Origin of the sequence: Streptomyces sp. NPDC002580 (genome assembly GCF_042889485.1) — a bacterium.
In the GTDB taxonomy this organism is placed as follows: domain Bacteria; phylum Actinomycetota; class Actinomycetes; order Streptomycetales; family Streptomycetaceae; genus Streptomyces.
Genome location: NZ_JBIAQZ010000002.1, coordinates 871011 through 889568 on the forward strand (window position 1 = coordinate 871011; position 18558 = coordinate 889568).

The 18558-nt window shown below is 71.4% G+C and carries 15 protein-coding genes and 1 riboswitch; of the genes, 3 read left to right on the top strand and 12 right to left on the bottom strand.

The window, feature by feature from the left end:
• Window positions 1-204: 204 nt before the first annotated feature.
• Window positions 205-1422 (bottom strand): MBL fold metallo-hydrolase, encoded by a 1218-nt coding sequence (locus ACFYW7_RS10260; protein WP_389500097.1) that lies wholly within the window; start codon window positions 1420-1422, stop codon window positions 205-207.
• 748 nt (window positions 1423-2170) lie between these two features.
• On the opposite strand from ACFYW7_RS10260, the gene ACFYW7_RS10265 reads away from it, so the two are divergent.
• Window positions 2171-3349: a Glu/Leu/Phe/Val dehydrogenase dimerization domain-containing protein gene (locus tag ACFYW7_RS10265; protein WP_389500099.1), complete on the top strand. Its 1179-nt coding sequence runs from the start codon at window positions 2171-2173 to the stop codon at window positions 3347-3349.
• 170 nt (window positions 3350-3519) lie between these two features.
• On the opposite strand, the gene ACFYW7_RS10270 is transcribed toward ACFYW7_RS10265, so the two are convergent.
• Complete coding sequence (locus tag ACFYW7_RS10270; RefSeq protein WP_389500101.1) at window positions 3520-4737, bottom strand: hypothetical protein; 1218 nt, start codon at window positions 4735-4737, stop codon at window positions 3520-3522.
• Window positions 4738-4989: 252 nt separating this feature from the next.
• On the opposite strand from ACFYW7_RS10270, the gene ACFYW7_RS10275 reads away from it, so the two are divergent.
• Window positions 4990-5610 carry a TetR family transcriptional regulator C-terminal domain-containing protein gene (locus tag ACFYW7_RS10275; RefSeq protein WP_389500103.1) on the top strand — a complete coding sequence of 207 codons (621 nt, stop codon included), beginning with the start codon at window positions 4990-4992 and terminating at the stop codon, window positions 5608-5610.
• 68 nt (window positions 5611-5678) lie between these two features.
• Here the strand turns inward: ACFYW7_RS10275 and ACFYW7_RS10280 are convergent, their stop codons facing one another.
• Window positions 5679-6464: an SGNH/GDSL hydrolase family protein gene (locus ACFYW7_RS10280; RefSeq protein ID WP_389500426.1), complete on the bottom strand. Its 786-nt coding sequence runs from the start codon at window positions 6462-6464 to the stop codon at window positions 5679-5681.
• A 325-nt stretch (window positions 6465-6789) separates the two neighbouring features.
• A complete protein-coding gene (locus tag ACFYW7_RS10285; RefSeq protein WP_389500105.1) occupies window positions 6790-7704 on the bottom strand; it encodes a peptidoglycan DD-metalloendopeptidase family protein in 915 nt (304 codons plus the stop codon).
• Between the two features lie 4 nt (window positions 7705-7708).
• Window positions 7709-7866, bottom strand: a riboswitch (cyclic di-AMP (ydaO/yuaA leader).
• Between the two features lie 679 nt (window positions 7867-8545).
• Here ACFYW7_RS10285 and ACFYW7_RS10290 point away from each other — a divergent pair.
• Window positions 8546-9343, top strand: a complete 798-nt coding sequence (locus ACFYW7_RS10290; RefSeq protein WP_389500107.1) for a tyrosine-protein phosphatase — start codon at window positions 8546-8548, stop codon at window positions 9341-9343.
• A 44-nt stretch (window positions 9344-9387) separates the two neighbouring features.
• On the opposite strand, the gene ACFYW7_RS10295 is transcribed toward ACFYW7_RS10290, so the two are convergent.
• The 8 genes from ACFYW7_RS10295 to shc form a co-directional block, all read right to left on the bottom strand.
• On the bottom strand, window positions 9388-9504 hold the full coding sequence (locus ACFYW7_RS10295) for a DUF6126 family protein (RefSeq protein ID WP_389500428.1): 117 nt from the start codon (window positions 9502-9504) through the stop codon (window positions 9388-9390).
• Between the two features lie 26 nt (window positions 9505-9530).
• A complete protein-coding gene (locus ACFYW7_RS10300) occupies window positions 9531-10178 on the bottom strand; it encodes a helix-turn-helix domain-containing protein (RefSeq protein WP_389500109.1) in 648 nt (215 codons plus the stop codon).
• Window positions 10179-10288: 110 nt separating this feature from the next.
• The gene (locus ACFYW7_RS10305; protein ID WP_389500111.1) at window positions 10289-11689 is read right to left on the bottom strand and encodes an aspartate aminotransferase family protein; all 1401 of its coding nucleotides are present in this window, start codon (window positions 11687-11689) and stop codon (window positions 10289-10291) included.
• Window positions 11686-13638 (bottom strand): 1-deoxy-D-xylulose-5-phosphate synthase, encoded by a 1953-nt coding sequence (dxs, locus tag ACFYW7_RS10310; protein ID WP_389500113.1) that lies wholly within the window; start codon window positions 13636-13638, stop codon window positions 11686-11688. The genes ACFYW7_RS10305 and dxs overlap by 4 nt, the downstream gene beginning before the upstream one ends.
• 27 nt (window positions 13639-13665) lie before the next feature.
• Window positions 13666-14823 (bottom strand): flavodoxin-dependent (E)-4-hydroxy-3-methylbut-2-enyl-diphosphate synthase, encoded by a 1158-nt coding sequence (ispG, locus tag ACFYW7_RS10315; RefSeq protein ID WP_389500115.1) that lies wholly within the window; start codon window positions 14821-14823, stop codon window positions 13666-13668.
• A gap of 4 nt (window positions 14824-14827) precedes the next feature.
• Window positions 14828-15850 carry an adenosyl-hopene transferase HpnH gene (hpnH, locus tag ACFYW7_RS10320; protein WP_261706226.1) on the bottom strand — a complete coding sequence of 341 codons (1023 nt, stop codon included), beginning with the start codon at window positions 15848-15850 and terminating at the stop codon, window positions 14828-14830.
• Between the two features lie 5 nt (window positions 15851-15855).
• Window positions 15856-16497: a 1-hydroxy-2-methyl-2-butenyl 4-diphosphate reductase gene (locus ACFYW7_RS10325; protein ID WP_389500118.1), complete on the bottom strand. Its 642-nt coding sequence runs from the start codon at window positions 16495-16497 to the stop codon at window positions 15856-15858.
• Window positions 16497-18497 (bottom strand): squalene--hopene cyclase, encoded by a 2001-nt coding sequence (gene shc / locus ACFYW7_RS10330; protein WP_389500120.1) that lies wholly within the window; start codon window positions 18495-18497, stop codon window positions 16497-16499. Before shc ends, ACFYW7_RS10325 begins: the two co-directional genes overlap by 1 nt.
• Window positions 18498-18558 lie beyond the last annotated feature (61 nt).

Sequence of the window (18558 nt, forward strand, 5' to 3'; positions counted from 1 at the left end):
GCATCATGTGCGGTGGGCTGTTGACAAACTCTCCCTGGCAGCATCCCGCTCTGGTATGAGGCCTCGTACGGCTGACCGATAACCCCGCAGGGCACATGTTCACACTGGGCATGAATCCGATCGGAGCTGGTCAGAAGCGGTCACACGCAAACGGCGAGGGCCGAGGAGCAGGTCGCTCCTCGGCCCTCGCCGTAGACGGGGTGATCAGCCCGCGGGCACCGTTTCGGGCTCGCCGGTCCCCTCCGCCGACTTGTCCGCGACGTCACCCGGCGTGTCGGCGGCCGTCTCCGCGAGAACGGGCCAGCCGTCCTTCGGGGTGCGGGCCACACCGCGCCACCAAGGCTCGGCGGGGACGGTCCCGGCCGTGGGCTCGAAGGGCTCACCGGGGCGCGGCAGCGCGACCTTGGCTCCGACGTGGTGGGCCGCGGCCACCGTGCCCTCGCCCGGGTCGGCCCAGGCGTGGGTGGAGAGGTTGAACGTCGCCCAGTGGATCGGCAGCATCACTCCGGTGGGCTGCCCGCCCTGGAGGTCGAGGTGCGAGCGCATCCCTTCCTCGGGCGTCATGTGGATGTCCGGCCAGAACTCGCTGTACGCGCCGATCTGGATCATCGTGGCGTCGAACGGGCCGTGCGTGGCGCCGATGTCCTTGAAGCCCTGGAAGTAGCCGGTGTCACCGCTGTGGTAGATCCGGTGCGCGTCGCCCTCGGCGACCCAGGAGGCCCAGAGGGTGTGCTGCGTGTTGCGCAGACCGCGGCCGCAGAAGTGGCGCGCCGGTGTCGCCGTCAGGGTGATGCCGCCGACCCTGGTCGACTCGTTCCAGTCCAGCTCGCGCACGCGGTCCTCGGGGACTCCCCAGTGCTCCAGGTGGGCTCCGACCCCCAGCGGCACCGCGAACACGGTGTCCGTGTCGGCCAGCGCCTTGATGGTGGGCATGTCGAGGTGGTCGTAGTGGTCGTGCGAGATGACCACGACGTCGACCGCTCCGAGCTCGGCCAGCGGCACGGGCACCGGATGCAGCCGCTTGGGACCGGCGAAGGCGAACGGAGAGCAGCGCTCGCCCCAGACCGGGTCGAACAGCACGCGGTGGCCGTCGATCTCGGCGAGGACGCTGGAGTGTCCCATCCAGGTGAGCCGCAGCCCGGTCGCGGCGGGCCTGGCCAGGTCGGCGAGGGTCGTCGCGTGCAACGGCACGGTGCCGGCCGGGGACCGGTGCGCGCGTTCCTCGCTGCGGAAGAACTGCTTCGCGAGCTCCGTCATCGAACCGTCGGGACGGGTCCGCGCGCTCTCCGGGTTCTGGAAGACACCGTCCGCGAAGTTCGGCGAGTTACGGATGCGCCGCATGCGCGCACCACCCGGATCCGCGCCGAAGGCGGCGGGCCGCAGCGCGCGGAGCCCGGAGCTCAGGGTACGGAAACCGGTCACGGATACCTCCAGAAGGAGTGGGTCAGGCTTTCATTATGGTCGCCGCCCCGCACGGCGACCCGTCCCCGCGACCACCGTGCGATTGCCCGTGGCCCCGGGTCCGTATGAGGTCAACCGCGACGCGGACGCGCTTCTTCCTGACGAGGGCGACGATTCTCGGCCACGCCCCCGGCGACCGGACGGAACCGCGTCGAACCGCACCCCGCACCCCGCACCCCGTCCCACCCGCACATCGCCCCCGGGCGGAGCAAGCCGCGTCGAGCCCGACCGGCCCTCGTCGGCCCGTCCGGAACGCATCGACGACCCGGGCCGGGCCGGACAGCACCACGCCGTCGCGCGCGGGTGCCGGGCGCCCCGGCACCTCCCGCCGCCGGTCGGCGTCCCGCTCCCCCCGCTCCCCGACAGCCGGTGGTTCGCGTCGGCATTGACATGACCCGGCACCCGTTCCGATACTGACCCTTGATTCAGTAACCGAGTACCGCCCCTGCGACCGGCGGGGCCAGCCGGGTCCGCCGGGCCCTCGGAGGCATCGTGTCCGGCGCCGCCGCCCGTAGGACCCGGACACGGCTCGGGGCGACACACTCATGGGCGTCGGCCCCGCTGAGGCCGGCCCGCCCGCCCCGGCCCGCGCCGACGGAGGGCGGGCCCCCCACGCGGACGACCCCGCCGGGCCGACCGCCGTGCTCACCCGGGCACCGTCCCCGCGCACCCCGGCCGCACCCTGATCGCCATCCCCGAGGAGACCCCGATGACCGCCCCCCTGATGACGCTCACCTGGACGGACCACGTCACCGGCCGCCCCGGCTTCCTCGTCGTCGACCGGCTGGTGCGCGGGGTCTCCAGCGGCGGTCTGCGGATGCGGCCCGGCTGCACGCTGGAGGAGGTCACCGGGCTCGCCCGTGGCATGACCATGAAAGAGGCCCTGCACTACGACCCCGAGGGCCGGTACGTCCCGCTCGGCGGCGCCAAGGGCGGTATCGACTGCGACCCGCAGGACCCCGCGGCGTACGGGCTGCTGGTGCGCTACCTGCGGGCCATGCGCCCGTACATCGAGGCCTTCTGGACCACCGGCGAGGATCTCGGGCTCACCCAGGACCTGGTCGACCGGGCCGCCGAGGAGGCCGGGCTCGTCTCGTCCATCCAGGCCGTGTACCCGCTGCTGGACGACGAGGAGGCGGCCCGGAAGCGGCTCGCGGACGCCTTCGCGATCGAGGTGGACGGCATCGGCCTCGACGAACTGGTCGGCGGCTGCGGCGTCGCCGAGTCGGTGCTCGCGGCCCTGGACCGGGCCGGGGTGGAGTACGCCGGTACGCGCGTCGCCGTGCAGGGGCTCGGCACCATGGGCGGCGCCACGGCGCGGTTCCTCGCGCGCGCCGGGCTCGAGATCGTGGCCGTCGCCGACGTCAAGGGAACGATCGCCAACCCGGACGGCCTCGACGTCGAGGCGCTCCTCGCCGGGCGGGACGCCTACGGGACGGTCGACCGCGCGGTGTTGCGCGCCGCCGACCGGGAACTCCCGGGCGACGCCTGGCTGTCCGCCGACGTCGAGGTTCTCGTGCCCGCCGCGGTGTCGTACTGCGTCGACACGTCGAACCAGGCCGGGATCAGGGCTCGTTGGATCGTCGAGGCGGCCAACATGCCCGTCCTGGCGGACGCGGAGCTGCTGCTCACCGCCCGCGGGGTCACCGTCCTGCCGGACGTGGTGGTCAACTCCGGTACGAACGCCTGGTGGTGGTGGACGCTGTTCGGCGACATCGGTGCCGACGCGGACGAGGCGTTCGCGCACACCCGGCGCTCGATGCGCGCCCTGATCGACCAGACGCTCGCCCGCGCGGAGGCCGACGGCACGACACCGCGGGCCGCCGCCCACGCCATCGTCACCGACCGACTCCCCGTCATCGCGGAGCGGTTCGGGTGGTACCGCTGACGGCCGCGGGCCCCTGACCGGCCTCCGCCACGAACACCCCGGGCCCGGCACCGGACAGCGATGAGGGAACTCGCGCCGGACGCGGTGACCCTGCGGCGGGAGCCGGGACGGAGGCGGAACCACGACGAGCACGCGCTCCGGGGCCACGGCCGCCACACGAACCGGCGCGGTCAGCCGTCGAGGCGGTAGCGGACCACGACGGCGCGGGTGAAGTTGACGTAGCCGTGCGCCCCGAGTTCGACCCTCCCCGCCGCCCACACCTCGTCCGTGCCGGGCACGGGGGTGATCTCGTCGAGCCACAGCTTCTGCTTCCGGTCGGCGGCGGTGACCTTGCCGGTGACCCCGGGGGCGTACGGGGGACGGCCGATCCTGTGGGTCCGGCCCTCTTCGTCGCGCATCTTCCCGGCGCTCAGCACCGCGGCGGGCGGATGCTCGTCGCTCCGGGGGACGCGCCAGCGGGTGCCGTCGAAGTGCAGGGTGAAGGGCCGCTGATCGGCTGGGTAGTAGTCGCCGTCCTCGATGGGCTGCGGTTCGGTGCCCGCGACACCCGTGGCCCACACCTCGCCCGGGGCGACCACGGTCGTGCTCGTGATCCACGAGCTGAAGTCGTAGCCGCCGTTCAGGGTGAGGGCCGTCGGTATCGGCACGCGTCGCCAGCGGGTGCCGTCCCAGCGGGCCGTGGCCGGTTGCCGCGCGTCCGGCGCGTCCTCGTGCGGCGGCGGCTCCGCTCCGGTCTTCCGGTCCGTGCCCACCGCCCACACGTCGGTTCCGGTCGGGTCGGCGACGAGTCGGGCCTCGAAGGGGAGTGCGGTGGCGGCCCAGCCTCGGCCGTTCCAGTGCCAGGCGGTCCGCCCGGACCCGACGGACCACACGTCGGCCGGGCCCAGCGCCAGCGGCGAGCCGACGCCCTCCGTCCCGCCGGGCAGCGGGACGACGTGCCAGTCGGCGCCGTCGAAGCGCGCGGCGAACGACCTGCCGGTCCCACCGGGTCCGGGAGTCACCGACGCGGTCAGCCAGAGGTCCCCCGACCGGCCGGCGGTCAGCGTCACGCGCTCCATCCGCCCGCCGGCGGCCTCGACGATCCCGCCGGGCAGTTCGTACGGCCGCCACGCGGAACCGTCGTAGCGCAGCAGCGACGGTTCCGCCGAAGTCCGGAGAGCGGCCCAGGCGTCCTTCGTGGACACCACGGCGATGTCGTCGATGTTCGTGCCGTACGTGAACTCGTCGGACACATAGCTGTACGACCAGGCGTCGTGCCCGTCGCCCGTACGACCGGCGGACGCGCTCGGTGACGGCCCGGCCGGCCGCGGAGTACCCGCACCACAGCCGCAGACCGACGCGAGGAGCAGTCCGGCGGACATCCGGAGGACGCTACGGGGCAGGCTCATCGCCGGATCGTACAAGAGTGCGCCCGCGCGGGAACCCTGTCCCCGTGGTGTGCGGCGTCCCCGGGCTCGCCCTCCCGATCAGGCAACGGGCCGGGGGCGACCGCCGGTTCGCCGACCGAGGGCGGGCGGATCCGCGGGGACGCCGAACCGCCCCCGGCCGGGTCCGGTCCCTCCCGGCGAGCGTGCCGGGGAAGGCGGGCGGGGCGCCAACTCCTGCCGGGGCCTCCCGAAGGGGCTGTGTAGGGTTGCCGCGTGGCGAGAGTGCGGTTGAGCGTGGCGGAGCGGCGCGAGGAGTTGCTGCGGGCCACCGTCGAGCAGATCGAGGCGCGGGGCGTGGCGGCGGTACGGATCGCCGACGTGGCCTCGTCCCTCGGGGTGAGCAACGCGCTGGTCCTCTACCACTTCTCGACGAAGGAGAAGCTGGTCGCCGCCGCGTTCGCCTACGCGGCCGAGGACGACCTCGCCCATCTCCGCAAGCTGCTCGGCCGCCGGACGACAGCCCTGCGGCGCCTCCGTACCGCCGTGCGCTGGTACGCCCCGACGGGACAGGCGAAGGGCTGGCGCCTGTGGATCGAGGGCTGGGCCGCGGCCCTGCGCGAGCCCGCGCTGCGCGAGGTCACGCGTGATCTCGACCGGGAGTGGAAGGCCGCGATAACCGAGGTGATCGTGGAGGGCGTCGCCGCGGGCGAGTTCCGCTGCCCGGACCCGGCGAGTACGGCCCTCAAGCTCACGGCGCTGCTGGACGGTCTCGCCGTCCAGATGACGGCGTACTCGGGAGCCGTGTCACGGGCCCGGACCCAGGAGTGGGTGGACGAGGCCCTCGCCCGTGAACTGGGCCTGGAACGCGAGGCGTTGACGGCCGCGGCGCGCTAGGCGTACTGGGTCGACGCCGGGCGCCGCCCGGCCCGCGGCCCGTGGGCCCCGCGACCGGGCGGGCCGGATCAGGCCACCGCCTCGATGCGCAGCTTGATGTCGTCCGGTGACAGCGCTCCCTTGGCCGCCACGTGGTCGCCCGAGGACTCCCCGCGCAACCGTCGTCCGATCCACGGGACCAGGTACTCGCGCGCCCATTGGATGTTGTCGCGGCGCATCTCGAGCGTGCCGCGCGGCGGCAGGGGCGGCCAGGGCTGGTCCGGGTCGGCGGGCACCTCGAGGCCGAGCACCTGTCCGGCGCGGAGCGCCACCCGGGTGTGGCCTTCGGGAGAGAGGTGCAAGCGGTCGCCGTCCCAGGCGCGGCGGTCCTGGATGGTCTTCAGGGACCAGAGGTCGAGGACGGGACAGCCGTAGCGGTCCGCGATGGCCCGCACGTGTCCGTTGTACGTGGCGATCTTGCCGCGCAGATGCTTGAGCACGGGGACGTCACGGGTGTCGAAGCCGGTGGTCACCATGACGGTGCCGACGGCGGAGGTGAGGTCGGCGACCGCGCGCTCGAAGCGCTCCGCGACCTCGTCGGGGTCGGTACCGGGCCGGATGATGTCGTTGCCGCCCGCGCAGAACGAGACCATGTCCGGGCCGAGTTCCTTGGCCCGCACGAGCTGGGTCTCGACGATCTGGTCGAGCAGTTTGCCGCGCACGGCGAGATTGGTGTAGTCGAAGTCGCCCTCGGGCCGCCGGTCCGCGAGAAGCACCGCGAAGCGGTCCGCCCAACCGACGAAGGCCCCGTCGGGGCCAGGGTCGCCGACGCCTTCGGTGAAGCTGTCCCCCACCGCCACGTACGACCCGATCACTGATCTGTTGTCACTCTTCGAATCGTCTGCCACATCGAGCCATCATTCACCTTTCGATGTGAGCTACGCGACCGTAGGGAGGGGTTGACGGGCGGTGACATAAGCCACTGACCAAGTGTTGGTCAACTCTGGAATAGGGCCCCGAGAGGGGCTGTTGAAGCAGCGATCACACTCGGGCCGGGAAATCACGCGGGGAATCCCCACGGGGGTTCGCGCGCCTTGTGCGGGAAACACCGCAGGCCGGACCCCGGGGATCGTGGGGTCCGGCCTACGGATGCGGTCCTGCCGTCAGGAGCAGGATGCGGTGGGGGTACGGGTCACGGCGTCAGCCGACGGTGACACCGTGCGAGCGCAGGTACGCGACGGGGTCGACGTCCGAGCCGTAGTCCGGCGTGGTGCGGATCTCGAAGTGCAGGTGCGGTCCGGTGACGTTGCCGGTCGCTCCGGAGAGGCCGATCTGCTGGCCCTCGGTCACGGTCTGCCCGGCCGAGACGGACAGGGACGACAGGTGCGCGTACTGGGAGTACTTGCCGTCGGCGTGCTGGATGACGACCTGGTTGCCGTAGGCGCCGCCCCAGCCCGCGGAGACGACGGTGCCCGCGGCGATCGACTTGAGGGTGGTGCCGGTGGGGACCACGAAGTCCACGCCCGTGTGGTAGCCGCTGGACCACATGCTGCCCGCGGTCTTGTAGCTGGTGCCGACGCCGGAGCCCTCGACGGGCAGGGTGTAGCCGGAACCGTTGGCGGCGGGGGCCGACTCGGTGGCCGGGGCAGCCTCCGCGGTCTTCGCGGCCTGGGTCGCCTGGGCGGGCTTCGCGGCCGGGGCCGCCGTCCGGGTGGACGCGTGGGTGGCGCCGGTGGCGGCGGCCTTCTCGCCGAGCGACAGCTTCAGGCCGGGGTGGATCAGCGACGGGTCGCCGCCGATGGCGGAGCGGTTGTCGGAGTAGATCTTCTTCCAGCCGCCGCTGACGTTCTGCTCGTCGGCGATCTTCGAGAGGTAGTCGCCGGACTTCACGGCGTACGTCTTCGTCGTGCCGGACTTCGTGCCGGCCTTCGCGGCGGCGGGAGCGGCGGCCGGGGCCTTCTCGACGTGCTGCGTGACGGCGGCCGGGGTCGCGGCGTGGGCGCCGGCGGCTCCCATCAGCGGCAGCGCGAGCGCGGCGCCACCGGTACCGGCCACGGCGATCGAGCGGCTGATTCGCAAGGACTTGGGACGGCGGTGCTTACCCTTCGCGGGCATGACGATTTCCTCTCCGGCGCCTGCGGGGTGAGCTGTCGGGTGCGGACTGGAGATGCCCGGCCGCGCTGCTGCGCGGCTGTACCCCTAGCCTGTTCCGGAGACCGGACCAGGCACGAAACCTGTGGGTCCCCCGCTCCTGCCGTGTACGGGTGAGTGTGCGGATTCCGGGCGGCGGCAGGATTGGGCGTCCGTCCGGATTGAGGCAGAACGTAAGCGAGATGCGAGCGTGTCGACAACTATGGGCGATTTCCGTGCGCTCGCCTTTCTTGATCCATGCGGTATTCGCCGTCACCCTCCGTGGAATGACGATCTTTCCGGTCCCTCAACCGGCCCGGGAATGCGGGCGGGTTGAGAAAGGACGACGGCAACGCATCGTCACGAATATGACGCTCCTCACGCGACTTGTCCCACGACACCCCATTTCAGGGACAGTTGGAATTTACCCACCAATTCAGACAGAACGGCCACATGCGACACCGGCGGATATCTTCCACATCCGACCCCTTGTGCGGCTCGCACTCGAACCATGACGCACCGGCGCGTCACTTCGGTCGATTCAGCCGATTCCATGACGTTCATACGCTTTATGCGGCAGGCTGACCGGATCCCCCGCGGAGCTCCGTACCGCCGCGGCGAGCGCGCGCCGTGCCGGGGGTTCGCTCCGCGGCCCCGTCACGGCCGCTCACCGGGGGTGGTGCGGGGTGTCATGTGACCGCCTGTGGACGACTCATTGCCCCAGGAACCCATGTCGTATCGTCGGGAGCGCGAGCCGAAGACAACTGCCGACGATCGACGCCGAGTCCAGCCCGGTGACACCGACGGCCGAAGGGGAGGAGCCCCCGTGACGCAGCAGGTCCCGTCGACCGAGCCCGAGCTCGGCGGAGTGCGCAACTTCCGCGACGTGGGCGGGCTGCCCACCGCGGACGGCCGACGAGTGCGCTACGGGCACCTGTTCCGCAGCGGCCACCTCGCGCACGCCACGGAGGAGGACGCCGCGTTCCTCATCTCCCTGGGACTCCACACGATCTTCGACTTCCGCAACGCGGCGGACCAGCGGCTGGAGGGCCCGGACGTCGAACTGCCGGGCGTCCGGAACGTGAATCTCCCGCTGAGCGACCCGGCCGACGGGAGCGAGTTCTGGAAGATGGTCCGTGACGGCGACCTCGACCAGCTGCACGCGATCCTCGGCGACGGCAAGGGCGCGAACCGCATGATCAACTCCTACCGCACGATCATCAAGGAGCGCACCGCCGAGCACTCCCAGGTGCTGCGCGCGCTGACCGAGGACAGCGTGCCCGCGCTGATGCACTGCGCCGCCGGCAAGGACCGGGCCGGTCTGTCCATCGCCGTCACCCTGCTCGCCCTCGGCGTCGAGCGCGACGCGATCGTGGCCGACTACCTGGAGTCGAACGCCACGCACCGCCGCTACAAGGTGCGCCGCAGCAACACCTCGGCCGCCGCGTACTCCCCCGAGGTCATGGAGCTGCTCAGCCCCCTCTTCGACGCGCGCGCGGAGTACCTGACGGCCGCGTTCGACACGATCGAGGAGACCTGGGGCGGCGTCGACACCTATCTGGAACAGGGTCTGGGGCTGACGCCCGAGCTGCGCGAACGCCTGCGCGAGCGACTCCTGGACTGAGCCCGGGCGGCCCGGGCCCCCGCCGATCGCGCCGGGTCCGGGCGCTACTGGTTGTGCGCGCCCAGCGTGAAGAGCAGGTAGATGAAGGCCGCGAAGACGTGGCCGACGGCGACGTAGATGATCAGCCGCACCCACAGGGCGCGCGGGAACTTCTCCTCCATGGACCGGCGGGGTTCTACGGGTTCGGTCATGACGTCTCTCCCGGGGTGAGGTGGCCGGCGGCCGGGCCGAGGCACAGCGCGGCGACGGGGCTCTGCAGCAGGGTGTGTACGAAGAGGAGCTCGGCCCCGTCGCGCTCGGCGGCGGCGATGCGGTGCGGGGTGAGCGAGTCGAAGTGGGCACTGTCCCCGGGCTCCAGGACGTGCGCGGTGTCCCCGAGGCGCAGCCTGAGCCGCCCCTGGAGGACATACAGCCACTCCTCGCCCGGATGGACCCGCACGATGTCGCCCTGCGAGCCGTACGGGACGTGCACGCGCAGCGCCTGCATGCCCCGGCCGGCCGCGCCGGCCTTCCAGTAGGTCCAGCCGCCCGCCGGGGCCGGTTCCATGTCGCCGGCCCGCACGATCGCGTCACGGTCGGCCACCGTCTCGCCGAGCAGTTCGGAAACCGTCGTACCGTAGACGCGGGCCAGCGTGAGCAGCACCGGCAGCGAGGGCTGGCGCTGCCCGGTCTCCAGCCGGGAGAGATGGGCGGGTGAGAGCCCGGCATCACGGGCCGCCGCCTCCAGGGTGAGGGAGGCGGCGCGGCGCAGTGCCCGGAGCTGGGGCGCCACGGCGCGCAGCTCGGGGGACGGCTCGTCGGCCGCCACTGGATCGGCGGGATCGGCAGGGCTCATGGGTCCATTGAGCCCGATTATTGCCTCCGGGGCAATTTCCTTGCCTCAGAGGCAAAAGCCGTCGGAGTTCGCCTCCTCGGCGGGGCCGGGACCTGTCCCGGCGGCCCGTCCTAGCGGTTGGCCACCGCCTGCTTCACCAGCGTCTTCCCGAAGTCCCACATCAGCCCGCCGCCGCCGTGCGCGTCCTCCATCACCGCGGTGAAGGCCTCCACGAACCGGTCGACGTCCCGCTCGTCGATCACCAGAGGCGGGATGAGCTTGATCACCTCCAGGTGGTCCCCGGAGACCTGGGTGAGGATGCGGTGCCGCTGGAGCAGCGGAACGACGACCATCTGCGCGAACAGACCCTTGCGCGCGGCCTGCAGCATGGCCCAGCGGCTGCGCAGCTTGAGCGAGGTGGGCCGGCCGAACTCGATGCCGATCATCAGGCCCCGGCCGCGTACGTCGCTGAGCAGCTCGTACCGGTCGACCAGTGCCGTCAGCCGGGACCTCAGCTGTTCACCGGTGGCCCGCGCGTTGGCGACGATCTGCTCGTTCTCCATGACGGAGAGCACCGCGAGGCCCGCCGCCATGGCCTGCGCGTTGGATCCGAAGCTCGCCGAGTGCACGAGGACCCGGTCCATGGAGGAGTAGACCTTCTTGAAGATCCAGTCCTTGCCGAGGGTCGCGCCGACCGGCACGTAGCCCCCGGAGAGCGCCTTGGCCACGCAGACCAGGTCCGGCTCGACCCCCTCCTCGTGCTGGTAGGCGTAGAAGTCCCCGGTCCGGCCGAGCCCGGTCTGCACCTCGTCCGCGATGAGCAGTGCCTTGTGCCGGTGCAGCAGCTCCTGGGCGGCGCGCAGATATCCGGGCGGGGACTCGTGGACGCCCTTGCCCTGGATCGGTTCCACGATCAGCGCGGCGACGTCGCCCTTCTTCAACTCCCGTGCCAGGGAATCGAGATCACCGAGCGGGACGGCCGTGTCGGGCAGCAGCGGGGCGAAGCCGTCGCGGAAGCCGTCCTCTCCGTTCACGGACAGGGAGCCGGTGGTCAGCCCGTGGAAGGCGTGCGAGCAGTACAGGATCCGCGGTCTGCCGGTGGCGTACCGGGCGAACTTCAGCGCGGTCTCGACCGCTTCGGTGCCGCTGTTGCCGAAGAAGACCCGGTCCAGGTGCGGGCTGTGGGTGAGCAGCCGCTCCGCGAGCAGCCCCGGCAACGGCTGGCAGTCGAAGCGGGTGAGGTCGGCGAGCGAGGCGTCGAGGACGTCGTGCAGCGCCTGCCGGACGACGGGGTGGTGACGGCCGAGACCCATCACCCCGAACCCGGCGAGCATGTCGAGGTAGTCGTCGCCGTCGGCGTCCCAGAAGTGCGCGCCCTCGGCCCGCTCGTAGACCTTGTCGAAGCCGATGGTGTGGAGCATGCGCGGGAGCTGGTGGTTCAGGTACTTCGTGTGCAGCTCGTAGCGCTCGGCGCCGCGCTCGGCGAGGAGCGCTCCGAGGTCGAACTCCCCCTTGTCGGCAGGGTCGGTCATGTCCGCTTCTCCTTGGACGACGCGTCCTCGGCCGGCCCTTCGGCGGCCTCGATCGGCTCGTACGCGGTCTTGGACCGCTCGGCCCCGACGGCCAGGGCCGCGCTGATCCGCCCGGCGATCTCCACGGGCGTGAGCCCGATGTCGGCCAGCACCTCGGCCCGCTTGGCGTGCGCGAGGAACTGCTCCGGGATGCCGAAGCGCCTGACGGGTACGTCGACCTCGGCGTCCCCGAGGGCCAGCGCGACGGCCGCGCCGACGCCCGAGGCCCGGCTGTTGTCCTCGACGACGGCGACGAGCCGGTGCTCGGCCGCGAGGTGGGGCAGCGCGGGGTCGACGGGCTTGACCCAGCGCGGGTCGACGACGGTGCAGCCGATGCCGCGCGCCTGGAGCAGATCGGCGGCCTGGAGGCAGACCGGGGCCATGACGCCCACCGCGACGAGCAGCACCTCGGGGCGTTCGCCCCGGTGCAGGACGTCGAGTCCACCCACGTGGTCCACCGCCGGGATCTCCGGGCCGACCGATTCCTTGGGGAAGCGGATCAGGGTCGGCGCGTCGTCGACGGCGACCGCCTCCCGCAGCTGGGCCCGCAGCTGCTCGGCGTCGCGCGGCGCGGCGATCCTGAGGCCGGGCACGACCTGGAGGATCGACATGTCCCACATGCCGTTGTGCGAGGCACCGTCGACTCCGGTGATGCCGGCCCGGTCGAGGACGAAGGTCACACCGCAGCGGTGCAGCGCCACGTCCATGAGGAGCTGGTCGAAGGCCCGGTTGAGGAAGGTCGCGTACACGGCGACGACGGGGTGGAGGCCACCGGTGGCGAGGCCGGCCGCGGAGACCGTGGCGTGCTGCTCGGCGATTCCGACGTCCCACACCCGGTCGGGGAACCGCTCGGCGAACTTCCCGAGCCCCACGGGATGCAGCATGGCCGCCGTGATGGCCACGACGTCCGCGCGCTCCTCACCGATCCTGACGATCTCCTCACCGAACACGGAGGTCCAGGAGGGCCCGCTGGAGGGCGCGAGGGGAGCGCAGGTGAGCGGGTCCATCACCCCCACCGTGTGGAAGTGGTCCTCCTCGTGCGCGAGCGCGGGCTCGTAGCCGCGGCCCTTCTCCGTCAGACAGTGGACGAGCACGGGTCCGTGGAAGCGTTTCGCGCGGCGCAGCGCGGACTCCACCGCCCCGATGTCGTGGCCGTCGATCGGGCCGACGTACTTGAGTCCGAGGTCCTCGAACATGCCCTGGGGCGCGAAGGCGTCCTTGAAGCCCTTCTTCGCGCCGTGCAGGGACTCGTAGATCGTGTTGCCGACGAGGGGCGTGCGCAGCAGGACGCTCTTGCCCCAGGCGAGGACCTGTTCGTAGCTGTCGGTCGTCCGCAGGGTCGCGAGGTGGTTCGCGAGGCCGCCGATGGTGGGCGCGTAGGAGCGTTCGTTGTCGTTGACGACGATGATCAGCGGCCGGTCCTTGGCGGCGGCGATGTTGTTCAGCGCCTCCCAGGCCATGCCGCCGGTCAGCGCCCCGTCGCCGATGACCGCGACGACGTGGCCCTTCTCGCCCTGCACCTGGCGTGCCTTGGCGAGTCCGTCGGCCCAGCCGAGCGCCGTTGAGGCGTGGCTGTTCTCGATGACGTCGTGCTCGGACTCCTCGCGCGAGGGATAGCCGGACAGGCCGCCCTTGCTGCGCAGCTTGGAGAAGTCCTGGCGTCCCGTCAGCAGTTTGTGCACGTAGCTCTGATGGCCGGTGTCCCACAGGATGCGGTCGACCGGTGACTCGAAGACCCGGTGGAGGGCGATGGACAGCTCCACCACTCCCAGGTTGGGTCCGAGGTGACCGCCGGTCCTGGCGACCGCGTGCACCAGGAACTCCCTCACCTCTTCGGCCAGTTCACCCAGGTCGGCCTCGGACATCGCCTTCAGGTCGCGTGGTCCCCGGATGTTCTCCAGAATCGTCACGTCGGGCCCCCTCTCGGTCCGTGCTGATCAGCTCACGGTGACGGCCGGTTCCCCGGACGCGACGCCGTCGTTCTCCATCTGCTCGGCGATCTTCATCGCCTCTTCGATCAGGGTCTCGACGATCTTCGACTCGGGGACGGTCTTGATGACCTCGCCCTTGACGAAGATCTGGCCCTTTCCGTTGCCGGAGGCGACCCCCAGGTCCGCCTCCCGCGCCTCGCCGGGGCCGTTGACGACACAGCCCATGACCGCGACGCGCAACGGGACCTCCATGCCCTCCAGGCCGGCCGTGACCTCGTCGGCCAGCTTGTAGACGTCGACCTGGGCGCGGCCGCAGGAGGGGCAGGAGACGATCTCCAGGCGCCGCTGCCGCAGGCCGAGCGACTCCAGGATCTGGATGCCGACCTTGCACTCCTCGGCCGGCGGCGCGCTCAGGGAGACCCTGATGGTGTCCCCGATGCCGTCGGCGAGCAACGCGCCGAACGCCACGGCCGACTTGATGGTGCCCTGGAAGGCGGGCCCCGCCTCGGTCACCCCGAGGTGCAGCGGGTAGTCGCTCGCGGCGGCCAGCTGCCGGTACGCGTTGACCATGATCACCGGGTCGTTGTGCTTGACCGAGATCTTGATGTCCCGGAACCCGTGCTCCTCGAAGAGCGAGGCCTCCCAGAGCGCGGACTCGACGAGCGCCTCGGGCGTCGCCCTGCCGTACTTCTGGAGCAGGCGCCGGTCCAGCGAGCCCGCGTTGACGCCGATCCGGATCGGGATCCCGGCGTCCGCCGCGGCGCGCGCGATCTCCTTCACCTTGTCGTCGAACTGCTTGATGTTGCCGGGGTTCACCCGCACCGCGGCGCAGCCCGCGTCGATGGCCGCGAACACGTACTTCGGCTGGAAGTGGATGTCCGCGATCACGGGAATCTGGGACTTCCGGGCGATGGTCGCGAGAGCGTCCGCGTCGTCCTGCGTGGGGCAGGCGACCCGGACGATCTGGCAGCCGGACGCGGTCAGCTCCGCGATCTGCTGGAGCGTGGCCCCGACGTCCGAGGTGCGGGTCGTGGTCATCGACTGCACCGACACGGGCGCCCCGCCGCCGACCGCCACCGGTCCGACCTGGATCCGCCGCGACACACGGCGCTCCGCGATCGGGCGGACCGGCAGCTCGGGAACGCCCAGGGAAACGGCGGTCATGGCCTCACCCGCGGCTTTCCGTGAAGGTCTCGCGGGCGGCCCGGATCGACTCCTTGAGGGAGCCCATGGTGGCGAGGACGGCGGTCGGCTCGTAGCCGCAGTGCGCCATGCAGTTGGCGCACCGGTCGTCCTTGCCGCGGCCGTAGGAGTCCCAGTCGGTCTCCTCCAGGAGCTGCTTGTACGTCTGCACGTACCCGTCGCTCATCAGGTAGCAGGGCTTCTGCCAGCCGAAGAGCGAGTAGCTCGGGATCGCCCAGGCGGTGCACGGGAAGTCGACCTTGCCCTCCAGGAAGTCCAGGAAGAGCGGGCTCTGGTTGAGCCGCCAGCGGCGTCGGTTGCCGCCCGCGAAGGCCTTCTTGAACAGTTCCCGGGTCTGCTGGACCCCGAGGAAGTGCTCCTGGTCGGGGGCCTTCTCGTAGGCGTAGGCGGGCGAGAGCATCATCTCGTCGACCTTCAGGTCGTCGTTGAGGTAGTTGAGCACCTCGATGATGGTCTGCGGGGTGTCGGTGTTGAAGAAGGTCGAGTTGGTGGTGACCCGGAAGCCGCGGCGCTTGGCCTCCTTGATGGCCGCGACCGCCTCGTCGAAGACGCCTTCCTTCGCGACGGACTCGTCGTGCCGCTCGCGCAGCCCGTCGATGTGCACGGCCCAGGCGAAGTACGGCGAGGGCTTGAACTTGTCCATCTTCTTGCGCAGCAGCATCGCGTTGGTGCAGAGGAAGACGAACTTCTTCTTGGCCACCAACTGGCGCACGATCTCGTCGATCTGAGGATGCATCAGGGGTTCGCCGCCGGCGATGGACACCATCGGCGCACCGGATTCGAGGACGGCTCCCACCGCCTGGGCCACGGGCATGCGCTGCTTGAGCACACCCGCGGGGTGCTGGATCTTGCCGCAGCCCTCGCACGCCAGGTTGCACGCGAAGAGCGGTTCCAACTCGACGAGCAGGGCGAACTTGTCCCGCTTCCTGAGCTTCTGTTCAAACAGGTATGCAGCGACCTTCATGGACTGCCGAAGCGGCATGGCCATACGGCTCACCTCCGAGGGAGCAACAAAGAACGGTGCCATTCAAAGAAAGCGGGAAGAACGGCACGAAGAACGCGGAAAGCTGATATTCCACCGCGGAACGTGCCAATTCGGACGAGTTCATGTTCTGGAGCATCCACGACCACCCGTACGGCCGCAACGGGACGCGGGCCGGCACGGACCGCGCCGAGCAGAGTGGCCGCGGACTCCATGTCGACGGCGATGGCTCCGGTCGCGAGCAGCCCGGAGCGCTCGTGACCTCGGACGACGTGATCGGAGCCGGTGAGCGGCCCCGTGTGGACCGTGCGGCCGGGCACGGCGCGCACGAGTTCCTTGACCAGCAGATCGGTGCCCACGCACGGCGTGGTGCCGCCCGGGTCCCGGGTCTCCTCGGCGACGACCAGGTCACCGGGGTGCATGCCCGGGGCGAGCCCCGCGCAGAACCCGGTGGCCAGCACGGCCGCCGCACGAAGCCCCGGGTCGGCGAGGACCCGGGTGACCGACCGGTCGGCGGCCTTGGGCCCCATGCCGGTGCGCAGCACGGTGACCGGCCCGTCGGCACCGCTCCGGTCGCCGGTGCGCAGCGCGAGGTGCTCGATGCCGAGCGCGCAGGCGATCAGGAGCGGGGCCGGTGCGGGCTGCCTGTCCATCAGCCCCCCTCCCCGGTGGAGAAGGGCTCGCCGTGGACGTAGCGACCGAGCGCGGTGAGCGGGAACACCTGCCGGTAGAGGTTGTAGTTGATCGAGAAGTCCCACGGGAAGCCGGTCCCCGTGAAGTACGGCTCGTCCCAGGAGCCGTCGGACAGCTGGGTGTCCGCGAGCCAGCCCACCCCGCGCTCCACGGCCTTGGAGTCACGCTCGCCGGCGGACAGCAGGGCGAGCAGCGCCCAGCCGGTCTGGGAGGCGGTCGAGGCGCCCCGGCCGCTCCACCCGACGTCGTCGTAGGAGCGCAGGTCCTCGCCCCAGCCGCCGTCGTCGTTCTGCACGGACTCCAGCCAGGCCACGGCCCTGCGGATCGCCGGGTGCGAGCCGGGCAGCCCCGCCGCCACGAGCGCGGGGACCACCGACCCCGTGCCGTAGACGTAGTTGACACCCCAGCGCCCGAACCAGGACCCGTTCGGCTCCTGGTTGGCGAGCAGCCACTCGATGCCCCGCCGGGTGCGCGGGTCGTGCGCGAGCCCCTCCACCGCCAGCATCTCCACCACGTGCGCGGTGACGTCGGCGGAGGGCGGATCGATCACCTCCCCGAAGTCGCAGAACGGCAGCCGGTTGGGAAAGGCACTGGTGTTGTCGACGTCGAACGCGCCCCAGCCGCCGTCCTTCGACTGCATGCCGAGATTCCAGCGGACCCCGCGCCCGATGGCCCGCTCGACGCGGTCAGGGTCGTGATGCCGGACGCGGCGCAGGGCGAGGACGACCTCCGCGGTGTCGTCGATGTCGGGGTAGTTGTCGTTGTGGAACTCGAACGCCCAGCCACCGGGCGGCAGTTGGGGCCGCTTGACCGACCAGTCGCCGGGTCTGACGATCTCCTCCCCGAGCATCCAGTCCGCCGCCCTGACGAGCTGCGGATGGTCGGCCGGCACTCCCGCGTCGGCCAGCGCGATGGTCGCCAGACAGGTGTCCCACACCGGCGACTGGCAGGCCTCGATCATCCGGGAACCGTCGTCGCGCCACACGGCGAACCGGTCGAGCGAGGCCAACCCCGCGCGCATCACCGGGTGTTCGAGGTCGTAGCCGAGCAGATGCAGGGCGATGACCGAGTAGACGGCGGGCGGCTGGATGCCTCCCCAGCAGCCGTCGTTCTCCTGCCGCTCGATGATCCAGCGTCCCGCCGTCTTCATCGCGGCGCGGCGCACGGCGGGCGGTGCGACCCTGCGGTACTGGTGCAGGGCCTTGTCCAGGCGCTGGAAGAAGCCGTCCCAACTGGTCGCGCGGGCCAGGGGTTTGACCGGGTTGGGATTGCGGAGGTCGGCGTGCAGCTCGTCCAGCGGGAACGGCGCGGGCCGCACCGGGCGCTTCGCGGAGACGACGGTGAGCGGCACGATCGTCTGCCGCGCCCAGCAGCCGAAGTCGTAGATGTTCAGCGGCATCCACTTGGGGAGGTAGATGAGCTCCGGTGGCAGTTCGGGCAGGTCGTCCCACTTCCACCAGCCGAACAGGGCGAGCCAGATCCGGGTGAAGACACGGGCCGCGGCGATGCCACCGCGCTCGCGGATCCAGGCGGACGCCCTCGCCATGTGCGGCTCGTCCGGGGCGTCCCCGGCCATCCGCAGGGCGACGTACGCCTCGATGGTGGTGGAGAGTTCGCCGGGGCCGCCGTAGAACGAGGCCCAGGTGCCGTCGTCACGCTGCTCGCCACGGATGAACATCGCGGCGCCGCGGGTGGTCGGCTCGTCACGGATTCCCAGGAACTGGCGGAGAAGCAGGTCCTCGGCGTCCATGGTGACGTTCGTCTCGAGGTCGCCCTTCCACCAGCCCTGGGCGTCCTGCCGCGCGAGCAGGAAGTCCGTGGCACGTTCCATGGCGCGCGTGGCGGCATCTCGGGTCTCGACCGTCCCGGCCGCCTCGGGAGTCGTCTCGCGCTGGGTTTCGCTGGCCGAGGCAGCGCGGGGCGGCAGGGCCCCGGTGCTTCCGTCGGTCGTCGCTGTCATGGCTTCCCCTTCGTGCAGTGGTACGTCTCTGCTGTGGGTCCGCCGTCGGCCGGTGCGTTCG